The sequence below is a fragment of the Bordetella avium genome, assembly GCF_034424645.1.
Lineage (GTDB): Bacteria > Pseudomonadota > Gammaproteobacteria > Burkholderiales > Burkholderiaceae_B > Bordetella > Bordetella avium.
The window spans coordinates 240,321-259,555 of sequence record NZ_CP139969.1; the positions used below are offsets into that span (position 1 = coordinate 240,321).

General features: G+C 62.2%; 17 protein-coding genes, 1 tRNA gene and 1 riboswitch. Of the genes, 8 read left to right on the plus strand and 10 right to left on the minus strand.

Translation table 11 applies throughout. The features are described from left to right. Positions 1 to 24 precede the first annotated feature (24 nt). Positions 25 to 1,533 carry a 3-hydroxyacyl-CoA dehydrogenase gene (locus tag U0029_RS01115; protein WP_012418831.1) on the plus strand — a complete coding sequence of 503 codons (1,509 nt, stop codon included), beginning with the start codon at positions 25 to 27 and terminating at the stop codon, positions 1,531 to 1,533. Between the two features lie 59 nt (positions 1,534 to 1,592). On the opposite strand, the gene U0029_RS01120 is transcribed toward U0029_RS01115, so the two are convergent. Further along, positions 1,593 to 2,111 (minus strand): c-type cytochrome, encoded by a 519-nt coding sequence (locus U0029_RS01120; RefSeq protein WP_305954660.1) that lies wholly within the window; start codon positions 2,109 to 2,111, stop codon positions 1,593 to 1,595. A 145-nt stretch (positions 2,112 to 2,256) separates the two neighbouring features. Between U0029_RS01120 and U0029_RS01125 the strand changes: the two genes are divergently transcribed. Further along, positions 2,257 to 2,331 (plus strand) — tRNA-Arg (locus U0029_RS01125). Positions 2,332 to 2,598: 267 nt separating this feature from the next. On the opposite strand, the gene U0029_RS01130 is transcribed toward U0029_RS01125, so the two are convergent. From U0029_RS01130 to gshA, 4 genes are all read right to left on the minus strand, one after another. Continuing rightward, positions 2,599 to 3,369, minus strand: a complete 771-nt coding sequence (locus U0029_RS01130) for a Tar ligand binding domain-containing protein (RefSeq protein ID WP_039051351.1) — start codon at positions 3,367 to 3,369, stop codon at positions 2,599 to 2,601. A gap of 131 nt (positions 3,370 to 3,500) precedes the next feature. Beyond that, positions 3,501 to 4,430 (minus strand): LysR family transcriptional regulator, encoded by a 930-nt coding sequence (locus tag U0029_RS01135; protein WP_012418828.1) that lies wholly within the window; start codon positions 4,428 to 4,430, stop codon positions 3,501 to 3,503. A 233-nt stretch (positions 4,431 to 4,663) separates the two neighbouring features. Continuing rightward, on the minus strand, positions 4,664 to 5,182 hold the full coding sequence (locus U0029_RS01140) for a lipocalin family protein (RefSeq protein WP_012418827.1): 519 nt from the start codon (positions 5,180 to 5,182) through the stop codon (positions 4,664 to 4,666). A gap of 33 nt (positions 5,183 to 5,215) precedes the next feature. Continuing rightward, a complete protein-coding gene (gene gshA / locus U0029_RS01145; RefSeq protein WP_114852052.1) occupies positions 5,216 to 6,802 on the minus strand; it encodes a glutamate--cysteine ligase in 1,587 nt (528 codons plus the stop codon). A gap of 340 nt (positions 6,803 to 7,142) precedes the next feature. Continuing rightward, positions 7,143 to 7,223, plus strand: a riboswitch (SAM riboswitch). On the opposite strand from gshA, the gene metX reads away from it, so the two are divergent. From metX to U0029_RS01160, 3 genes are all read left to right on the plus strand, one after another. Next, on the plus strand, positions 7,214 to 8,461 hold the full coding sequence (gene metX, locus U0029_RS01150; RefSeq protein WP_114852051.1) for a homoserine O-succinyltransferase MetX: 1,248 nt from the start codon (positions 7,214 to 7,216) through the stop codon (positions 8,459 to 8,461). It overlaps the preceding riboswitch by 10 nt. After that, complete coding sequence (gene metW / locus U0029_RS01155; RefSeq protein ID WP_012418824.1) at positions 8,458 to 9,069, plus strand: methionine biosynthesis protein MetW; 612 nt, start codon at positions 8,458 to 8,460, stop codon at positions 9,067 to 9,069. Before metX ends, metW begins: the two co-directional genes overlap by 4 nt. Positions 9,070 to 9,140: 71 nt before the next feature. After that, positions 9,141 to 10,397, plus strand: a complete 1,257-nt coding sequence (locus tag U0029_RS01160) for a muropeptide transporter (protein WP_082011631.1) — start codon at positions 9,141 to 9,143, stop codon at positions 10,395 to 10,397. A gap of 1 nt (position 10,398) precedes the next feature. On the opposite strand, the gene U0029_RS01165 is transcribed toward U0029_RS01160, so the two are convergent. Beyond that, entirely contained in the window at positions 10,399 to 11,253 is an 855-nt protein-coding gene (locus U0029_RS01165; protein ID WP_114852049.1) for a universal stress protein, read from the minus strand. 127 nt (positions 11,254 to 11,380) lie between these two features. Between U0029_RS01165 and U0029_RS01170 the strand changes: the two genes are divergently transcribed. Then, positions 11,381 to 12,019 (plus strand): trimeric intracellular cation channel family protein, encoded by a 639-nt coding sequence (locus U0029_RS01170; RefSeq protein WP_039051317.1) that lies wholly within the window; start codon positions 11,381 to 11,383, stop codon positions 12,017 to 12,019. Positions 12,020 to 12,070: 51 nt separating this feature from the next. Here the strand turns inward: U0029_RS01170 and gdhA are convergent, their stop codons facing one another. Then, positions 12,071 to 13,408: an NADP-specific glutamate dehydrogenase gene (gene gdhA / locus U0029_RS01175; RefSeq protein WP_012418820.1), complete on the minus strand. Its 1,338-nt coding sequence runs from the start codon at positions 13,406 to 13,408 to the stop codon at positions 12,071 to 12,073. 490 nt (positions 13,409 to 13,898) lie between these two features. Between gdhA and U0029_RS01180 the strand changes: the two genes are divergently transcribed. Together U0029_RS01180 and pyrE are read left to right on the plus strand one after the other, a co-directional pair. Then, entirely contained in the window at positions 13,899 to 14,681 is a 783-nt protein-coding gene (locus U0029_RS01180) for an exodeoxyribonuclease III (RefSeq protein ID WP_012418819.1), read from the plus strand. Positions 14,682 to 14,779: 98 nt separating this feature from the next. Continuing rightward, positions 14,780 to 15,442 (plus strand): orotate phosphoribosyltransferase, encoded by a 663-nt coding sequence (pyrE, locus tag U0029_RS01185; protein WP_012418818.1) that lies wholly within the window; start codon positions 14,780 to 14,782, stop codon positions 15,440 to 15,442. A gap of 346 nt (positions 15,443 to 15,788) precedes the next feature. On the opposite strand, the gene gatB is transcribed toward pyrE, so the two are convergent. The 3 genes from gatB to gatC are packed head-to-tail and all read right to left on the minus strand — an operon-like array spanning position 15,789 to position 19,093. Beyond that, positions 15,789 to 17,246: an Asp-tRNA(Asn)/Glu-tRNA(Gln) amidotransferase subunit GatB gene (gene gatB, locus U0029_RS01190; protein WP_114852048.1), complete on the minus strand. Its 1,458-nt coding sequence runs from the start codon at positions 17,244 to 17,246 to the stop codon at positions 15,789 to 15,791. Positions 17,247 to 17,248: 2 nt separating this feature from the next. After that, the gene (gatA, locus tag U0029_RS01195; protein WP_012418816.1) at positions 17,249 to 18,781 is read right to left on the minus strand and encodes an Asp-tRNA(Asn)/Glu-tRNA(Gln) amidotransferase subunit GatA; all 1,533 of its coding nucleotides are present in this window, start codon (positions 18,779 to 18,781) and stop codon (positions 17,249 to 17,251) included. Between the two features lie 3 nt (positions 18,782 to 18,784). Further along, complete coding sequence (gene gatC, locus U0029_RS01200; protein ID WP_012418815.1) at positions 18,785 to 19,093, minus strand: Asp-tRNA(Asn)/Glu-tRNA(Gln) amidotransferase subunit GatC; 309 nt, start codon at positions 19,091 to 19,093, stop codon at positions 18,785 to 18,787. Positions 19,094 to 19,235: the final 142 nt, after the last annotated feature.

Here is a 19,235-nt window from a genome sequence, read left to right on the forward strand (position 1 = left end):
CTCAAAGAAAGAGAGGAGAGACAGATGGCAGAGATTCAAATCCTGGGTGTGGTCGGCGCGGGCGCCATGGGGCGCGGCATCGCGCAGATCGCCGCGCAGGCGGGCGTCACGGTGCGCCTCTACGATAACAACGCCGAGGCGGTCGCCGCGGCGCGCGAGGCGCTGGCGCAAACCTGGGACAGGCTGGCTCAGAAAGGCAAGATGAGCGCCGAGTCCGTGCAGACGGCCTTGGGCCATCTGCGTCCCGCTTCGGCCTTGAGCGAACTGGCCGATTGCCAACTGGTCGTTGAAGCCATCGTCGAGCGGCTGGACGTCAAGCGTGACCTGTTCGCCCAACTCGAAGGTATTGTCGGCCCGGATTGCATTCTGGCTTCCAACACCTCGTCGCTGTCTATTACCGCGATCGCAGCCGCCTGCCAGCGTCCGCAGCGCCTGGCGGGCTATCACTTTTTCAATCCCGTGCCGCTCATGAAGGTGGTCGAGGTAATCGACGGCCTGCGCACGGACCCCGCAGTGGGCGACGCCCTGGCCGAGCTGGCGCGCCGCATGGGGCATACCCCCGTGCGCGCGAAAGACATGCCGGGCTTCATCGTCAACCATGCCGGGCGCGGCATGAACACAGAGGGCCTGCGTGTGGCGCAGGAGGCGGTTGCTTCTTTTGCTCAGGTCGATGCCATCATGCGCGAGCAGGCGGGCTTTCGCATGGGTCCCTTCGAACTGCTGGATCTGACGGCGCTGGATGTTTCGCACCCGGTGATGGAATCCATCTACCGCCAGTTCTTTGACGAACCGCGTTTTCGTCCCTCTCCCATTACCACCGTGCGCCTGGCCGGTGGCCTGCTGGGCCGCAAGGTCGGCGAGGGCTTCTACCTGTACCAGGATGGTCAGAAGCAGGTGCCGCCCGAACCTGCCGTGCCCGCGCTGCCGTCCGGTCTGCGTGTCTGGGTCAGCCCGGCGCATCCCGAGGGACAGGCGCGTGCGCGCGCGCTGCTGGGCCAACTGGGCGCGGAACTCACCGACACGGCCGATGCCGATACGCTGCTGATCGTCACGCCGATGGGCGAAGACCTGTCTACCTGCGTGGCCGAACAGGGGCTGGACGGTGCGCGTGTCGTGGGCCTGGATGTATTGCATGATTTCGCCGCCAGCCGCCGTCGCACGCTGATGGTGTCGCCTGCCACTGCGCCGCGCTGGCGCGACGCCGCGCATGCGGTGTTCGCACAAGATGGCGTGGCGGTCAGCGTGATCGACGATTCGCCCGGCTTCGTCGCGCAGCGTATCGTCGCGACCATCGTCAACATCGCCAGCGATATCGCGCAGCAGCAAATCGCCACGCCCGAAGATATCGACCGTGCTGTCACCCTGGGCTTGGGTTATCCCAAAGGCCCGCTGGCGCTGGGCGATGCGTTGGGGGCGGCCCGCATTTTGGAAGTCCTGCGCAATATGCAGCGTGTGACCGGCGATCCGCGCTACCGCCCCAGCCTTTGGTTGCAGCGCCGGGTGCAGCTTGGGCTGTCTTTGCTCCATGCCTGAGCCGAGTTTTCCGATATGAATAATCCCGGCCGACGGCCGGGATTATTCATGGAGCCAAGTCAGCGGGTGATCATGTATTCGATCGCGGCCCGGATATCGTCTTCTGACGCATCGTCCGCGCCGCCTTTTGGCGGCATGATGCCTTTGCCGTGCAGGGCCGCTTGCAGCATGGCGTCCATGCCGGTCGCAATATAGGGTGCCCATGCGGCCTTGTCGCCGGGTCTGGGCGCGTCGGCCACGCCAGTCCCATGACAGGTGAAACAGGTGTGCTTATAGAGCTTTTCGCCCACGGCGGGATCGATCGCCGCAGCGGGCGGGACGGTTGTGGCAGATAAGGTGGGCGCGCTCGCAAGATTGCCGGCTATTGGCGTGCCAGCCAGGTGCCAGCCGGCGACCGGTTTGATGCGTTCTTCGATGGCCGACGGCGGGCCCGGGTCCGCCTGGGGGCTGAGCAGGGCGATGAGCGCAAGAATGAGGGCGACACAGGTCAATGAGGACAGCGCGATCGTGATGATCAGCGGGCGGCTGTGCCGGGAGGAGGCGGGCGGTGTGGTGCTGTGACCCTGCGTCTGGCTCATGGTCGGGTCCTGCTGTGAACAAGGCCGGCGGCTAGGCGTCGGGCCCTTTAAGGATGCCGGATTATATCGCCCGGTCTGCATCGAAATCCGAATTAGGCTGGGCCGCCAACGGGCGGCATAAAAATAGGTACAATAGTGGCGCGCTGTGCCCGTAGTTCAATGGATAGAATGAGAGTTTCCGAAGCTCTTGATACAGGTTCGATTCCTGTCGGGCGCGCCATCCACCTAGTCTAAGCCTCAGCTAAGTCTAAGCCTATCTAAGCCTATCCCCGGTAAGCCGGCCAGTATTCCACTGGCTCATCTCAGGCAGACTTGCCGAATCCCCCCTCTTGTTTTCCGTGGCAGTTTGAAGGCTTGTGTCGCCGAGATGGCGTGCCGCTTCGTCGCTGCGGCGGGAAGACGGGCGTTATCGCCCAGTAGCGCTGCCTGGTCTTCAGGCATCCCGTCAGCGCTTTGTCGGACCTGGGGCAGAGGCGTCCCGGTTTTCCTACATACGCCTTAGCGCGCTGAAGAAGGTGCAGATTTCATGACCAGGGCGAGCCTCTATCCTTTGCCTGAGGTCCGCAGCGCTGCGATTCCCCTGCCCGGTTGCGTCGCTAAGCGGATGCCCTAACTGACGGTTGATGAAAACCCAGCAGGCGAAGGCCAGCAGCACACCTAGGCTTAGCATGACGATGGCAAGCAGAACCGAACGGTCATAGCGCTCATCGGATGCTTTATGGATGAGTTCCCCCCGTTTTGGGGGCTGGCTCAAAAAAGCGCGGGTCAATTGTTCGAACTGCGCATCGGCTAAACTGGTTTGAGTCGTGGATTCCTCATACAAACGGGCCGACCTCTGTTGTATGGCCTGACGCAAGCCCGCGATACCGCGTTCGTAATTGTTGTAGGCCGTCGCGATGTCGCGGCCCAGTTGCTGGCTGGCTTCGTTCAGCTTGGGCATATTCTGGAAAATCGCGTGGCGCCGGCGGGCTTGGTCCAGATAACCGCTGGCCTGCTGCGCAAACTCCTGCGCTTGGCGATCGCGGCCGTCCAACACGTCTAAATAGGCCGCCACCAGCGTGATCCGGGTACGCAGCAGCAGTGCCTGGGTTTCGTACAGGGGGCGCGTATGCTCCGTGGCGACCCCATGCAGGTTGTCAACCGCTTCATCCGCAGCGCGGAAGAGCAACTGGCTCAGAATGGCCGAGAGGGCAAAGACGAGGGAAAACGCGATCAGAACAATCAGCAGTCCAGTGCGGATTTTCAGGCGGGACAACAAGCTTAGGCTCCTTCACCTTTCCGTTTTCTGGAAAGGGCATCAATCAAAGCGGCCGGCGCGGACAGCGCGAGCCCAAGGGAAAACCCTTGAAATAGTATTAATTAGTATTAAAAATTACAATTGACCATAATTCAATCCTGCGTTCGAATGCCAGCAACCGCCGTATAGGCATCGCGCAGATACAGCAGAAAACGTTCTGCCGCATGGGAAAGCGGCCGCGAAGCATGGGTCTGGAGTTGAATTTCGCCAGGCCCGAGCAGGCTGTCTTGCAGCGGTCGCACCGCCAACTGCTGCCAGCTCAGGTCATCGTCCAGACTAGAGCGCGTGCATAGGGTGATGGCCTGTCCGGCCTGCACATAATGCAGCAGCACAGCCGTTTGATTGGACGTCAGCACGGGTGACAGCGATAGCTGGCGTTCGCGTGCGGCATGGTCCAGCACCTGCCTCAGCGCATTGCCGCCTTCGGGCAGGGCCAAGGGGTAGGCCGGCAATTGGGATAGCACCAACCGCTCATGCAGGGACAAAGGATGGTCGTTGCGCATGACCGCCACGATTTCGGTGGGCTGGGCATGCACCACCGCAATATCCTTTTCCACGCCGAAGCTGTAGGTGATACCGATTTCTGCTTGCGCGGCGCGCAGTTGCTCGGGAATCTGGCGCGCATCCTGCACCATGAGGCTGAAGCGAACATGGGGATGTTCGTTCTGGAAGGCGGCGAACAGGCGTGGCAATCCAATGCTGGCGAAACCGTGTACGCTGGATATTTTCACGGTTTGCACCTGGTGCCGGTGCTGCTGGTCAATCTCGGCAATGGTGCGCGTGGCATCCGACTCGACTCGGCGGGCATGCTCCGCCAGTAAACGACCTGCTTCGGTTACGCGCATGCCCTTGGCATGGCGTTCAAACAACTTGGTTTGAAGGCGCAATTCCAAACCGGTGATTTGCCGGCTTATGGCCGAACTGACTACATTTAGCTGCAATGCTGCGCCGTTTACGGAACCCGTTTCGACAACAGTCAAAAAATACCGCAGCGCCGTGCTGTCAAAATGAAATCGCTTCATGGCGTGCTATGTCTCGGTCAGTGCCCCCAAACTAAAAGGGGAAGGCGGCCGCTAGAAGGCGGACGGCCATCGGGCGTGTCGAGAGCACGCAGGCCGCAACAGACGCGGGGCGTCGATGCGGCAAGTCTAGTCCAGTGTCCCTTTTTATTACAATTACCTATTTATGCACGGGCCATTCTAATTATGGCAATTGCATGTCACACCGGTGTTTTATTGCCTGTTGATTCGTTTATTCAACGTTGTTCAGTGTATTTCAACTCGCTGAGATCGTAACCCTGAGATTTGGCAATATTTAATGCCTGTTGCAGGTCTGCGGGCGCCAATTCCGGTGTGCGCGCGAGAACCCACAGTGTTTTTCGGTTGGGCGATCCGACCACGGCCCAGCGATATTCCGGGTCAAGGCCGATAATCCAGTAATCGCCCTTGAAGGGGCGAAAGAAAGAGACCTCGAGTTTGGCGTTGCCGCTGTCAGCGACGACAGTAGCGGTGCCGGTGGCGGCATCGATGCTGCCGTTTTTGGTGCGGCAGCGATTGGTGACGCTCACCGTGCCATCGGTATTCTGGCTATATTCAGCGGTGGTGTCGCCCACGCAGTTGCGTTGGAAAAACATCGGCAAATGTGCGATTTCGTACCAGCGGCCCATATAGCGATCAAGATCGACATGGTCAACCGTGCGCACAGCGGCAGGCTGGGCCTGGGCGAGGCCCAGGCCGCTGGCCAGCAGAACTAGGCTTAGAATCAGGCGGCGCATACGAGGGTTCCTGCGATAGCGGCCACCGGCGGCTTAACTGGCGTCGCGGGCAGGCAGCGGGTTTTTGAGAGCGGCGTGATAGCGCGCCACATAAGTATCAAAGTCTACAGTATCGGACTGTTCGATTTGTTGCTGCTGTGCCAGCGAATCCTGCACGGCATCGGCATAAGCCTGGGCGGTCGCTGCAGGCAGCGCCTCGGCGCGCAGGGTGTCGGCATGGCGCTGGCTTTGGGCCAGGGTGTAGTCATGAAACGATTGTCCGCTTGCGCGCAGGTCCGCCAGCAAGCGCGCCGACGGCGTGAGGTCCGGGTCAAGCAGCTTGGCGCGTTGCTGTTCTACTGCTGCCACGTAGGCAGTGCCGCCCAGCGCCGCATCGTACAGGGCGGCGTATTGCGTGACCTGATCGAGCAATGCTTCGCCCCATTGCGCCAGGCTGACCGGCTGACCGTCGCGGTCTAGCATCAGGCCGGGTTTGCGGCCCTCCTTGACGACGGTCGAGAAATTGTCGGCGCTGCGCTGGCAATAGCCGTTTTGATCGAAAAAGCGGCTTTCACTGACGGCGCAGAACAGCAGGAAAGCATCGACGAAGCGCGCCGTGTCGGGGGCCAGGCCAGTGGGTTCCTGCGGATCAATGTCCAGGCAGCGCACTTCGACGTATTGCACGCCGCGCTCGGCCAGCGCCGTGATCGGGCGCTCGCAACGCCCAGTCGTGCGTTTGGGCCGAATGCTCGAGTAGTACTCGTTTTCGATCTGGAGCACGTTGGTGTTGAGCTGGATCCACGCGCCATCGCGTTGCGTGCCTATGGCCTGATAGGCGGGCCATGGCTGCGTGACTGCCTCGTACAAACGACCCAGAAAGGTGCTCAGATCGTTGTAACAGAGCTTGAGCTGCGATTGGGCTTTGTTCTGGTAACCCAGATCGCTCATGCGCAGGCTGGTGGCGTAGGGCAGATAAAGCGTATCGGCGCCCAGCGATTGCAGCGGATGTTCGCGGCCGCGCATGAACTCGCGCGATAAGGCGGGCGCAGCGCCGAACAAATACATCAGCAGCCAGGAGTAGCGCGTGAAATTGCGGATCAGGGCGATATAACCGCGCGAGCGGCTTTCTTGCAGGGAGGCGGCGTCTGGCTCGAGCAAGGGCCACAAGGCATCCGGCAGCGAGAAGTTGTAATGCACCCCGGCGATGCACTGCATGGTTTTGCCGTAGCGCTCGGCCAGACCACGGCGGTACACATGCTTGAGCATGCCTGTATTGGAGTGGCCATACCAGGCGATCGGGATATCGGCCTCGGCCGGCAGATAGGCCGGCATGGACTGGTTCCAGATGAGTTCGCCGTCCAGTACGCCATAGACGAAGCGGTGTGTGTCGCGCAGTTCTTGCAGCAGCGACTCAACACGGGAGTGGGTGCCGGTGATCAGTTCGAGCAGGGCTTCGGAGTAGTCCGTAGTGACCTGTTCGTTGGTCAATGCCGAGCCCAATCCGGCGGGATGGGGGGTGCGCGCCAGCATACCTTGGGCATCCACACGCAGGCCTTCTTTTTCGACCCCGCGCAGAGTCTGCGCCAGCAGATCGGGATGGGCCTGAACCAGGGCAAGGCGGGAGTTGGAATGAGCGGTCACGGCAATGAGTTCTTGGGGTTGTCGAGTCGAGATTTTACGTTCAGCGGGCCCGGGTGGCGGATTGGCCCCGAGGTCTCTAGGGAAATCGACCGTCCGGACAGGGCTGAGTTCAGCATAGATCGGATCGCTCGAGCGGGCACGTTTTTCAGACGGTAAGAGGAAAAGAGGCGACAATTCTGCGCCGTGCGGACTGGTTTGCGCGGCCAGGCCCAAATTAAGCGGTTTGCCGCTGCCGTGCGGGTGTCTACCGTGTTGCTGATCGCGTCTGCGCTGTTCTGGTTTCCTAGCCATTGAGCGGCTGGCAGCGGCGGCTCGGCGCCGCCGGTGCTAGAATAAGCATCACATTGTCGGCGCCGATTTGCCTGATCCGCTTGCGGGCGCCTCTTATAAATCCAGCTAAAGAGGTCTGCAATGACCAGTCCTGCTTTGACCGCGGCGAGTGTTACACCGTCCCGCAATACGACGTCTCCCGATACGACGTCCCATCGCCCGGCCTCCGTCGGGGTCGTTTCTCCCGTCTTCCTCCGGTTCGACGAGCCGCTGCCATTGGCGAGCGGTCAGTCCCTGAACGCCTATGAACTGGCGGTGGAAACCTACGGCACCCTGAACGCCGAGCGCAGCAATGCCGTGCTCATCTGTCATGCCTTGAACGCCTCGCATCATGTGGCGGGCGTGGCCGCCGGCAACCCCAAGGATGTCGGTTGGTGGGACAACATGGTGGGCCCGGGCAAGCCCGTGGACACCGATGTGTTTTTCGTGATCGGCATCAACAACCTGGGCTCCTGCTTCGGTTCGACCGGACCGGCCAGTACCAACCCGGAAACCGGGCTGCCCTGGGGGGCTGCCTTTCCCGTTCTGACGGTTGAGGACTGGGTGCGTGCTCAGGCGCGTGTGGCCGATCATTTCGGCATCCAGCGTTTTGCGGCCGTCATGGGGGGGTCGCTCGGTGGCATGCAGGCCCTGAGCTGGGCCATTACCTTGCCCGAGCGGGTCGCCCATTGCGTGGTGATCGCCAGCACCCCTCGCCTGTCGGCCCAGAATATCGGCTTTAACGAAGTGGCGCGCCGCGCCATCATTACCGATCCGGGCTTCCACGGCGGCAACTACTACGCGCACGATACGGTGCCGCACCGGGGTCTGGCAGTGGCCCGCATGATCGGGCATATCACCTATCTATCCGATGATGATATGGCCGAGAAATTCGGCCGTACCCAACGTGAGCCCGCCGAAAACGGCGCCTATCGTTATGGCTATGATGTCGAATTCGAGGTCGAGTCATATCTGCGTTATCAAGGCGAGAAATTCTCGCGTTACTTTGACGCGAACACCTATCTGCTCATCACCCGCGCGCTCGATTATTTCGATCCCGCGCGAGCTACCGGCGGCGATCTCGCCCGCGCCCTGTCATCGGCTCAGGCAGACTTCCTGCTGGTGTCGTTCACGACCGATTGGCGCTTTCCGCCCGAGCGTTCGCGAGACATCGTGCGCGCGCTGCTCAAGAACGGCAGCCCGGTCACCTATGCCGAGATCGATGCACCCCACGGGCACGATGCCTTCCTGCTCGAAGACGCCCGTTACCATGCGATGGTGAGCGCTTATTACGAACGCATTGCGCGCAACCTGGGGTTGACGCGCCAAGCCGAGGAGTCTGCGGCATGAGTCCCGCCATCAACGCGCTTGCGCCGGTCGTCCTGCGTCCGGACCTGGAACGCATCGCCAACTGGATCGCGCCCGCCTCACGCGTACTTGACCTCGGTTGCGCCGACGGCGCGCTGCTGGCTTATCTGCGCGACTATCGCCAGGTGCGCGGCGCGGGCGTCGAGATCGATGACGCCAGCGTCATTGCCTGCGTCGGCCGGGGTGTCGAGGTTATCCAGCAAAACCTGGAAGATGGTCTGGCGCTGTTTGACGATAAACAGTTCGACACGGTCGTGCTGTCGCAAACCCTCCAGTCCATGCACCGTACCGAGCACATCCTGCGCGAAATGGCGCGGGTATCGCGTTTTGGTATTGTCTCTTTTCCGAATTTTGGCTATTGGCCGCATGGCTGGTCTATTTTGCGCGGCAGGATGCCGGTGACCGGGCAAATGCCTTACCAGTGGTACAACACGCCCAATATCCATTTGTGCACCCTGCGAGACTTCGAAGACCTCGCACGTGACGTCGGGGTGCGCATCCTGGAGCGTGCCACGTTCAACGACCGTCGCGAGGTCAAGGTATTGCCAGGCTGGCGCAGCACCCTGGCCGTCTATCGCTTCGAGGCGTAACGAGCCAGGCTTGTTGACCATGCCAGCTCGCCTCTAAACAGGTTCTGCACGGACCGCCGCCCAGGAGACTCATCATCGCCTCCGATAGCTACCGGATTTATTTCAGCCGTCGCGTGGCGCCCCTGTTGGCTCTGGGTTTCGCCAGCGGCTTGCCGCTGGCCCTGACCAGCGGCACCTTGCAGGCCTGGGCCACGGTCGAGGGCGCGTCTCTCCAGGATATCGGTTTCCTGACGCTGGTCGGTAGCGCCTACACACTCAAGTTTCTCTGGGCGCCCCTGATCGACCGCTACGCGCCGCCCTTTCTGGGCCGCCGCCGCGGCTGGATGCTGCTGACTCAGTTGCTGCTCGCGGTCACCATTATGCTGATGGGCCTGCTTTCTCCCGAGCAGTCCCTGCTGCCTTTGGCGATGCTGGCCGTGCTAGTGGCTTTTCTGTCCGCGTCGCAAGACATTGCTTTCGATGCCTATTCCACGGACGTTTTGCACAAAAACGAGCGTGGCGCGGGGGCTGCCGTCAAAGTGCTGGGCTACCGCCTGGCCATGCTGGTGTCGGGGGGGCTGGCGCTGGTGCTGGCCGATCATTGGCTGGGCTGGGGCACGACCTATGTGTTGATGGGTTTTTTGATGCTGGCCGGCGTGGCGGGCACCTTCTGGGCGCCCGAACCCGAGCAGCCCAGCGCTGCGCCGCGCAGTCTGGGCCGTGCCGTGGTGGAGCCGTTTCGGGAGTTTTTCAGCCGCCGGGGCGCGATCATCTTCCTGGCGCTCATCGTGCTCTACAAACTGGGCGATGCCTTCGCGGGCGCCCTGTCCACCACCTTTCTGATCCGGGGTGCCGGCTTTACGCCCACTGAGGTGGGCACGGTCAACAAGATTCTCGGTCTGGCCGCCACCATCGTTGGTGCGCTGGCCGGAGGCGCCATCATGAGTCGTTGGGGCCTGTACCGTTCTCTCATGGCTTTTGGCGCCTTGCAGGCCGTCTCCAATCTAGGCTATTGGCTCATCTCGGTCGCGCCCAAAAGCATCGGGCTGATGGCGCTTGCCGTCGGTATCGAGAATTTGTGCGGCGGGCTGGGCACGGCCGCCTTCGTCGCACTGCTGATGTCCATGTGCAACCGGGCGTTTTCCGCCACGCAGTTTGCACTGTTGTCGGCGCTCTCGGCGGTCGGGCGCACCTATCTAGCGGGCCCGCTCACGCCTGTGCTGGTCGGCTATATGGGATGGCCGGGCTTTTTCATGGCGACGGTGTTCATCGCCCTGCCCGGCCTGGTTTTGCTGTGGCTGCGCAAGAGCGATATCGAGTCGCTCGAGCGTGAAGGCTTGCGCCTCTGATTCAGGCCGCAGCCTGGCGCACGATCAGCACGTCGCAGGGAAGCGCCTCCAGCAGTTTTTCCGCCACACTGCCGATCGCTGTGCGCAGAATGCCGGTCAGGCCGTGCGTGCCGGTCACCACGAGATCGCAGCGGCGCTTGAACACGAACTCCGACAGCATATGTTCCGGCAGACCGGCCTCCAGCACGATCTCTGGCATGGCTCGGCCCGCCAGCTCTGGCGTGGCGGCCAAAAAGGCCTGCGCTTTTTGCAGCGCATCGTTATAAAAGCTGCGTACCTCGGCGTCTTGCGGCAGATCGTCTTGCCCAGCCGGTGTGGAATAGGCATGGAATAGCGTGATGCGGGCGTCTGCGGCCAGTTTCAGCGCTGCGGTCAGGGCCTGACGTGAGCCTTCGGAAAAGTCGGTGGCAATCACCACGTCTTGATAGGGTTTGCGCGGCCGCGCCTTGACGACCAGCACGGGCGTGCTGGCGTGGCGGGCCAGCCGTTCGACTGTCGTGCCCAGCAGCAATCGGCCTACCGTCGTTTCGCGCGCCACGCCGGTCACGATGAGCGAACAATTAAAGTGCTGCACCGTATCCAGAATGACGTCTAGCGGATGGCCGCTCACCACCACCGCTTCAGTTGGCACCCCGGCCTCGGCCAGGTCCTCGGCCAGACGCTGTTCAGCCAGTGCCTTGTGGTCGGGCGTCAGCCGCCGCCATGCCGGTGTGGCCAGGGTGGAAGCGCTCGGCGGCTCCATGACATGCAGAGCCAGCAGCCGGTCATGGTGTTGGCGTGCCAGCATCAGGGCGCGGTCCAGGGCGCGGTCGCTGCGGGCGCTCAAGTCCGTTGCGAGCAAGATGGTCTCTGTCATCTGTCTTCTCCTCTAGGTGAAGCGCGTATGCGCTCATACTATTGTGCCGTCTTGCGGCGCCCGCCGGCCTTGACAGGCATCAAGGCCGCGGCTGCCGACCTACAATCGCCTTTTATCCTGAATTGTCATGCCCAGCGAAACGTCCACCTTGCTGCTTCACACCTTGTATCTGATTGCCATCGTAGCCGAAGCCATGACGGCGGCGCTTGCTGCCGGGCGGCGTGAAATGGACTGGGTGGGGGTTTGCGTCATCGCCTGCGTTACCGCGCTGGGCGGCGGTTCGCTGCGTGATGTACTGCTCGGGCACTATCCCCTGACCTGGGTGAGCCATCCCGAGTATCTGGCCATGACGGCCGGCGCTGCCCTGTTGACGGCGTTGTGCGCGCCCATGCTGCGTCATTTACGCAAAGTCTTTCTGCTGCTGGACGCATTGGGCCTTGTGGCGTTTTCCATCATCGGCTGCAAAGTCGCCCAGCAGATGGATCTGCCGCTTTCCATCGTGATCATCAGCGGCGTCATTACGGGCTGTGCGGGCGGCGTTTTGCGTGACGTGCTGTGTAACGATATTCCGCTGCTGTTTCGCAGCGAACTCTATGCCAGCGTTTCTTTGGTCACCGGCGGGCTGTATCTCGCCCTGGACCACTACACAGGTACGGTCAACGTAGCGGTGCCCATCGCCCTGGCGGTGGGCCTGGCTTTTCGGCTGCTCGCGCTGCGCTTTAATTGGCAGATGCCGAAATTCGTCTACCGGGGCGACTGGCACTGAGCCGGCAGGCCGTCTGCGAGCCCAGACCGCGATCTGGGCTCAGGCAGACTTTTAGTACAGACCTTGCTGGAGCATGGCGTCGGCAACCTTGACGAAGCCGGCGATGTTGGCGCCGTCGAGGTAGTTGACGTAGCCTGACTCGGCGTGGCCATGGCGCACGCAGTTTTCGTGAATGTCGCACATGATGGCAAACAGGCGCTGATCCACTTCTTCGCGGGTCCACGACAGGCGGGCAGCGTTCTGGCTCATTTCCAGGCCGGAGACGGCCACGCCGCCGGCGTTGCTGGCCTTGCCGGGCGCGTACAGCACATGCGCATCGATAAAGGCCTGGGCGGCCGCCAGCGTGGCGGGCATGTTGGCGCCTTCGGCCACGCATTTCACGCCGTTGGCGATCAGGATGCGGGCATCCGCTTCATCCAGTTCGTTCTGCGTGGCGCAGGGCAGCGCCACATCCACCGGGATCTGCCACGGCCGGGCGCCGGGCAAAAAGCGCAGGCCGAATTGCTTGGCATAGTCTTCGACACGGCCGCGCTGCACGTTCTTGATGTGCATCAGGGCTTGCAGCTTTTCGGGGGTGAAACCGGCTTCATCGACTACCGTGCCGCCCGAATCGGAGGCGGTGAGCACGCGAGCGCCCAGCGCCATAGCCTTCTCGATAGCGTATTGGGCGACATTGCCGGAGCCCGAGACGGAAACCCGCAGGCCCTCGAAGGACATGCTCACGCGGCGCAGCATCTGCTCGGCAAAATAGACGGTGCCAAAGCCGGTGGCTTCGGGGCGGATCAGGCTGCCGCCGAAGCTCAGGCCCTTGCCCGTAAACACACTGGCGGCCGAATTCGACAGTTTCTTCATCATGCCGGCCATATAGCCGACTTCGCGGGCGCCCACGCCGATGTCGCCAGCCGGCACGTCGGTGTCAGGGCCGAGGTGGCGGTAGAGTTCGACCATCAGGGCCTGGCAAAAGCGCATCACTTCGCCATCGGACTTGCCCTTGGGGTCGAAATCCGAACCGCCCTTGCCGCCGCCCATGGGCAGCGTGGTCAACGCATTCTTGAGGGTTTGTTCGAAGGCCAGGAACTTCAGCACCGACAGGTTCACGCTGGGGTGAAAGCGCATGCCGCCCTTGAAAGGACCAATGGCGGAGTTGTGCTGAATACGGAAAGCGCGGTTGACCTGGGCACGGCCCTGGTCATCGGTCCAGCAGACACGGAACTGAATGACACGCTCGGGTTCGACTAGACGCTCGAGCAGGGCTTGCTGGCCGTAGCTCGGGTTTTTTTCGATAAACGGCCAGAGGCTGCCCATGACTTCCTGGACGGCTTGCATGAATTCGGGTTGGTGCGGATCGCGGCTGGCAACGCGGCCCAGGAAATCGTTCAATGACTGCATGGATGGTCTCCGGTAATGCGACACAGCAGTGCCTGCGGGATCAGATCGGTGCAAAAAATGATCTGCAATGGTGCGATGCCGTGGAAAAGCACTGGTTTGGTGCGCGATTGTAGGGAGGATTTCCGGGCTCCGGCAGGGGGTGTGAGGCGGGCCGTAAAGTCGGTCATTTCCCGAATTTAATGGGGACGCATAATTTGATGGGAGAGTGGAAATGTGGCGTTTCAGCTTCGAAGAATTTGCTGAAACAAGGTCTTGTTCTTTTATAAATCAATGACTTTAATTATATGTCCCCTATATTCTTGTCGTTGTGCATCGTGCCGGCGGCGGGATGACCAAAGAAACGCCACTCTTTTTTTCGGTAACAGGAGGCAGGGCAAAAAAATTTGACCCATTGATATGTCCCTAATTATTTTGTCGCATTATGGGCGCAGGGGATCTCGTTATAGTTGAGACCCTGGCCACTTTCGCGCTCCGAGCGCCTGGGATTTTTATGCTGCGTGTTATTTCCGCCAATCTGAATGGCATCCGGTCCGCCAACACCAAAGGCTTTTTCGATTGGTTGCATCAGCAAAACGCCGATTTTGTCTGCGTTCAGGAACTCAAGGCTCAGGAAGCGGACCTCAGTCCCGCCATGAAGGCGCCGGCGCCCTTGCAGGGGTATTTCCATTACGCCGAAAAAAAGGGCTATAGCGGTGTGGGTATCTACACCCCTCATGAACCCGAATCGGTCGTGATCGGTCTGGGGGTGCCCGATATCGACGCCGAAGGCCGCTATATCGAGCTGGTCTACCCCAAGCTGTCGGTGGTGTCGGTCTATCTGCCGTCCGGCTCCAGCGGCGATCACCGTCAGACGGCCAAGTATCGCTTCATGGAACATTTTTATCGTCATCTGGCCGACCTTATCGGCCGTGGCCGGGAAGTGGTCATCTGCGGCGACTGGAATATCGCTCACAAAGAGGCTGACCTCAAAAACTGGAAGGGCAATCTCAAGAACAGCGGTTTTCTGCCCGAAGAGCGTGCCTGGCTGACCCAGGTGTTCGACGAACTGAAATGGGTGGATGTCTACCGCCGTCTCGCGCCGGATGCCACGGGCGAGGGCTATACCTGGTGGAGTAATCGAGGGCAGGCCTGGGCCAAAAACGTAGGCTGGCGCATCGATTACCACATCGCCAGCGGCGCCTTGGCGGCCACGGCCCAGCAGGCCGCCATCTACAAAGACGTGCGCTTTAGCGATCACGCGCCGCTCACGATCGATTACGACTTTTCCTTGTAAACCGCCTGGGGTCCCTAAGTCTGCTGCGTGGAGCAACCCAAAAAATGCCGGATCGCGGATAATGGCGCCGTTTGCCATCCTGATCCGGAAGCCCGCGCATGTCTAATACCGCCACTGATTTCGTCCGTTTTGCCCTTGATGAAGGCGTGCTGCGCTTTGGCAGTTTCAAGGTCAAATCCGGCCGCATGAGCCCCTATTTTTTTAACGCCGGGCTGTTCAATAGCGGCCGTTCGGTGGGCAAGCTGGCGGCTTTCTATGCCCAGGCCCTGTTGGATTCCGGCCTGAATTTCGACATGCTTTTTGGCCCGGCTTACAAGGGTATTCCCTTGGCCACGGCCACGGCTGTAGCCTTGGCCGGCCATCCTCAAGCTTCGGGCGACATTCCCTTTGCCTATAACCGCAAAGAGGCCAAGGACCATGGCGAAGGTGGCACGCTGGTTGGCGCGCCTCTGGCGGGCCGGGTCGTCATCATCGACGATGTCATCACCGCAGGCACCTCGGTGCGCGAGTCGGTCGAGATCATCCGCGCTGCGGGCGCACAGCCTGCGGCGGTACTGATCGCCATGGATCGCATGGAGCGCGCAGGTCCCGATGAGGCTCTCTCGCCGCACTCGGCCGTGCAGGATGTCGCCAAGACCTATGGCATTCCCGTGATCAGCATTGCCTCCCTGGCCGATATTCTTCAGCTGCTTCAGGATGATGAGCAGTTCGCGGCCCACCGTGATTCGGTGCTGGCGTATCGCGAGCAATACGGCGTTTAATGTTGCCCCCACGCTGCGCAGGCTATCGCCTGCTTGCTGCCCCCCGAGGGGGCTGTCCCGCCTAGGGACGGCCCGTCGGCGGTCCTTGCCCCCACGCTGCGCAGGCTTGTCGCCTGCTTGCTGCCCCCCGAGGGGGCTGTCCCGCCTAGGGGCGGCCCGTCGGCGGTCCTTGCCCCCACGCTGCGCAGGCTTGTCGCTTGCTTGCTGTTCTCTGAGGGGGCTGTCCCGCCTAGGGACGGTCCGTCGGCGGTCCTTGCCCCCACGCTGTCGCTTGCTTATGGTCGTTTAATCTGCCGGGGAAATCATGAAAAAAGCGGCCCGTAGGCCGCTTTTTTCATGGGTGGGCTCAGGCTGACAGCTTGGCCTTGAGCAGGTCGTTGACCTGCTGCGGGTTGGCTTTGCCCCGGGCGGCTTTCATGATCTGGCCGACCAGTGAGTTGAAGGCTTTTTCCTTGCCGGCGCGGTACTCGGCCACGATGGCGGGGTTGGCAGCCAGCACCTCGTCGATCATGGCGCTGATGGCGCCGGTGTCGCTGATCTGCTTCAGGCCACGGGCCTCGATGATGGCGTCGGGCTCGCCACCGTTTTCACCCGCCCACATGGCGGCGAAAACGTCGCGTGCAATCTTGTTCGAGATCGTGCCGTCGATGATGCGGTTGATAAGCGCAGCGAGCTGAGCGGCCTGCACGGGCGTATCGGCGATGTCTTTCTCTTCGCGATTCAGGGTGGCGGTGACTTCGCCCATGATCCAGTTGGCAGCCAGCTTGGCCTGTCCAGCCGGCAGCGCCCGCGCCACGGCCTCGAAATAGGCGGCCAGCTTGCGGCTGATGGTCAATTGGGCTGCATCATAGGCCGGCAGGCCGAAATCGGCCTCGAAGCGGGCGCGCATTGCGCTGGGCAGCTCCGGCATGGTGGCGCGCACGGCCTCGACCCAATCCTGGCCGATCACCAGCGTGGGCAGATCGGGGTCGGGGAAATAGCGGTAATCGTGCGCGTCTTCCTTGCTGCGCATGCTGCGCGTTTCGTCTCGCTCGGCGTCGTACAGGCGGGTTTCCTGCACGACCTTGCCGCCGTCTTCGATCAGTTCGATCTGGCGGCGTACCTCGTACTGGATGGCGCGCTCAAGGAAACGGAAGGAGTTGACGTTCTTGATTTCGGCGCGGGTGCCGAATTCAACCTGGCCGCGCGGACGCACCGATACGTTGGCGTCGCAGCGGAATGAGCCTTCCTGCATATTGCCGTCGCAAATGCCCAGCCAGACAACCAGGCCGTGCAGCGCACGGGCATAGGCCACCGCCTCGGCGGCCGAGCGCATTTCGGGCTCGGTGACGATTTCCAGCAGCGGCGTGCCGGCCCGGTTCAGGTCGATGCCGCTGGCCGGCGCGCCGTTGGCCAGATGGAATTCATCGTGCAGCGACTTGCCGGCGTCTTCTTCGAGATGCGCGCGGGTCAGGTTGATGGTCTTTTCTTCTTCGCCGACAAAGAAAGACAGCGTGCCGCCCACGACCACCGGCAGCTCATACTGGCTGATCTGGTAGCCCTTGGGCAGGTCGGGATAGAAGTAATTTTTACGAGCAAACACCGAGCGCGGCGCAATCTTGGCGCCGATGGCCAGGCCGAACAGGATCGCGCGTTCGGCCGCCCCACGGTTCATGACCGGCAGGCTGCCCGGCAGGGCCAGATCCACCTCGTTGGCCTGCGTGTTCGGCGCCGCGCCAAAGCGGGTGCTGCTACCCGAGAAAATCTTAGACTCGGTGGCGAGCTGGACGTGGGTTTCCAGCCCGATGACGATTTCCCATTCCATGGTCAGGCGTCCTGCGTTGCCGGCGTGCGTTGATGCCAGTCGGTTACTTGTTGATAGCGGTCGGCGATGGCCAGCAAACGGCCTTCGTCGAAGTAGTTGCCAATGATTTGCAGCCCGACCGGCCGGCCGGCGGCGCCAAAGCCGCAGGGCACGGACATCGCGGGCAGGCCCGCCAGGCTCACGCCCAGTGTGTAGACGTCGGCCAGCCAGTCGGCAGTCGGATCGTCGCGGTTCTCGCCGATATTCTTGGCCACGCTCGGGGCCACCGGGCCCATGATGACGTCGCACTGGCCGGCGAAGGCGCGCTGGAAGTCCTGGGCGATCAGGCGGCGCAGGCGTTGGGCTTGCAGATAATAGGCGTCGTAATAGCCGTGCGACAGCACGTAGGCGCCGATCAGGATGCGGCGCTTGACCTCGTCGCCAAAGCCCTCGGCGCGGGAACGGCTGATCATCTCGTTCAGGTCGCTGTACTCGGCGGCGCGGTGGCCGTAGCGCACCCCATCGAAGCGGGCCAGGTTGCTGGAGGCTTCGGCCGGGGCAATGACGTAATAGGCCGGAATGGCCAGCTCGGTGCGCGGCAGGGAAATCGCTACGCGTTCCGCGCCCAGCGCTTCGAACTGACGCAGGGCGGCTTCGACGGCGGCGGCGACGTCGGGCGTGAGGCCCGCACCGAAGAATTCCGCGGGCACACCGATGCGCAGGCCCTTGAGGGGCTGGCTGCCGGCAGCCTGATAGCCGTTCTGTGCGGCATCAAAGGCCGCGCGAATGCGGCCCGGCGCGTTGGCGGCGTCATCGCAGCGCTCCAGGCTGGTGGCGTCACGTGGGTCGAAGCCGCTCATGACGTCGAGCAGTTCGAGCAAGTCGCGGCTGCTGGGCGCCAGCGGGCCGGCCTGATCCAGGCTGGAGCCGAAGGCGATCATGCCGTAGCGAGACACGGTGCCGTAGGTCGGCTTGATGCCGCTCACGCCGCACAGCGCGGCCGGCTGGCGCACCGAACCGCCGGTGTCGGTGCCGGTGGCGCCGGCCACCAGGCGGGCGGCGACGGCCGCAGCCGAACCGCCCGAGGAGCCGCCCGGCACGGCGGCCAGATCCCAGGGATTGCGGGCCGGTCCAAAGGCGGAGTTTTCATTGCCCGAACCCATTGCGAATTCGTCGCAGTTCAGCTTGCCCAGCGAGACCGCGCCGGCGGCCTGCAGACGTTCGACCACGGTGGCGTCAAAGGGGCTCAGGTAGTCGCGCAACATCTTGCTGCCTGCCGTGCTGCGCCAGCCGCGCGTCACAAAGGCGTCTTTGTGGGCGATAGGGATGCCGGCCAGGGGCCCGGCGGTGCCGGCGGCCAGCGCGGCGTCTGCGGCACGGGCTTGGACCAGCGTGAGCTCGGGATCGATGTGCAGAAAGGCGTTCAGTCCGGCGGCGGCCTGTGCGGCGGCCAGACCGCTTTCGGCCAGTTCGACCGCGCTCACGCGGCGTTCGGCCAGGGCGGCGCGCAGGCCGGCGATATCGCCGAATTCAGTGTGCAATGCAGATTGGCTCATGGCTTACTCGATGACCTTGGGAACCAGGAACAGACCGGCGCTTTGCTCGGGGGCGTTAGCCAGCAATTCGGCGCGGCGTTCGGCCGAGGCGGTCTCGGTGACAGCATCCTGGCGCAAGCGCAGCGGGATGTCTTCGTGCGCCGACAGGGGATGGGCCAGGGGTTCCACACCCTGCGTGTCGACAGCCTGCAGACGTTCGATCAGGTGCAGAATGCCATTGAGTTCATCCTGCGCCCGGCTTTGCTGCTCAGGGGTCAGTTCGATTCGGGCCAGGCGGGCGATCCGGGCCACATCTTGTTGATTCAGCGCCATGGGTTTGGATTGATCAGAAAACAGGGAGGTAGCGGGCGAAGGAGACTAGGCGGTTTACCTAGGAGAAACCCGTTACAAAGCTTGAATAGCTGCGATTTGTACGCTATTTCCAAGGAAATTATAAGTTATGATTCACGGTTTA

What these genes read in the sequence shown, in the direction of transcription:
- U0029_RS01165 (WP_114852049.1), bottom strand. Translation starts at nt 11,253, where the DNA reads ATGACAGAGACCATCTTGCTCGCAACGGACTTGAGCGCCCGCAGCGAC.
- U0029_RS01135 (WP_012418828.1), bottom strand. Translation starts at nt 4,430, where the DNA reads ATGAAGCGATTTCATTTTGACAGCACGGCGCTGCGGTATTTTTTGACT.
- U0029_RS01115 (WP_012418831.1), top strand. Translation starts at nt 25, where the DNA reads ATGGCAGAGATTCAAATCCTGGGTGTGGTCGGCGCGGGCGCCATGGGG.
- metW (WP_012418824.1), top strand. Translation starts at nt 8,458, where the DNA reads ATGAGTCCCGCCATCAACGCGCTTGCGCCGGTCGTCCTGCGTCCGGAC.
- gatC (WP_012418815.1), bottom strand. Translation starts at nt 19,093, where the DNA reads ATGGCGCTGAATCAACAAGATGTGGCCCGGATCGCCCGCCTGGCCCGA.
- U0029_RS01140 (WP_012418827.1), bottom strand. Translation starts at nt 5,182, where the DNA reads ATGCGCCGCCTGATTCTAAGCCTAGTTCTGCTGGCCAGCGGCCTGGGC.
- U0029_RS01180 (WP_012418819.1), top strand. Translation starts at nt 13,899, where the DNA reads ATGCTGCGTGTTATTTCCGCCAATCTGAATGGCATCCGGTCCGCCAAC.
- U0029_RS01170 (WP_039051317.1), top strand. Translation starts at nt 11,381, where the DNA reads ATGCCCAGCGAAACGTCCACCTTGCTGCTTCACACCTTGTATCTGATT.
- U0029_RS01120 (WP_305954660.1), bottom strand. Translation starts at nt 2,111, where the DNA reads ATGAGCCAGACGCAGGGTCACAGCACCACACCGCCCGCCTCCTCCCGG.
- gatB (WP_114852048.1), bottom strand. Translation starts at nt 17,246, where the DNA reads ATGGAATGGGAAATCGTCATCGGGCTGGAAACCCACGTCCAGCTCGCC.
- gdhA (WP_012418820.1), bottom strand. Translation starts at nt 13,408, where the DNA reads ATGCAGTCATTGAACGATTTCCTGGGCCGCGTTGCCAGCCGCGATCCG.
- metX (WP_114852051.1), top strand. Translation starts at nt 7,214, where the DNA reads ATGACCAGTCCTGCTTTGACCGCGGCGAGTGTTACACCGTCCCGCAAT.
- gatA (WP_012418816.1), bottom strand. Translation starts at nt 18,781, where the DNA reads ATGAGCCAATCTGCATTGCACACTGAATTCGGCGATATCGCCGGCCTG.
- pyrE (WP_012418818.1), top strand. Translation starts at nt 14,780, where the DNA reads ATGTCTAATACCGCCACTGATTTCGTCCGTTTTGCCCTTGATGAAGGC.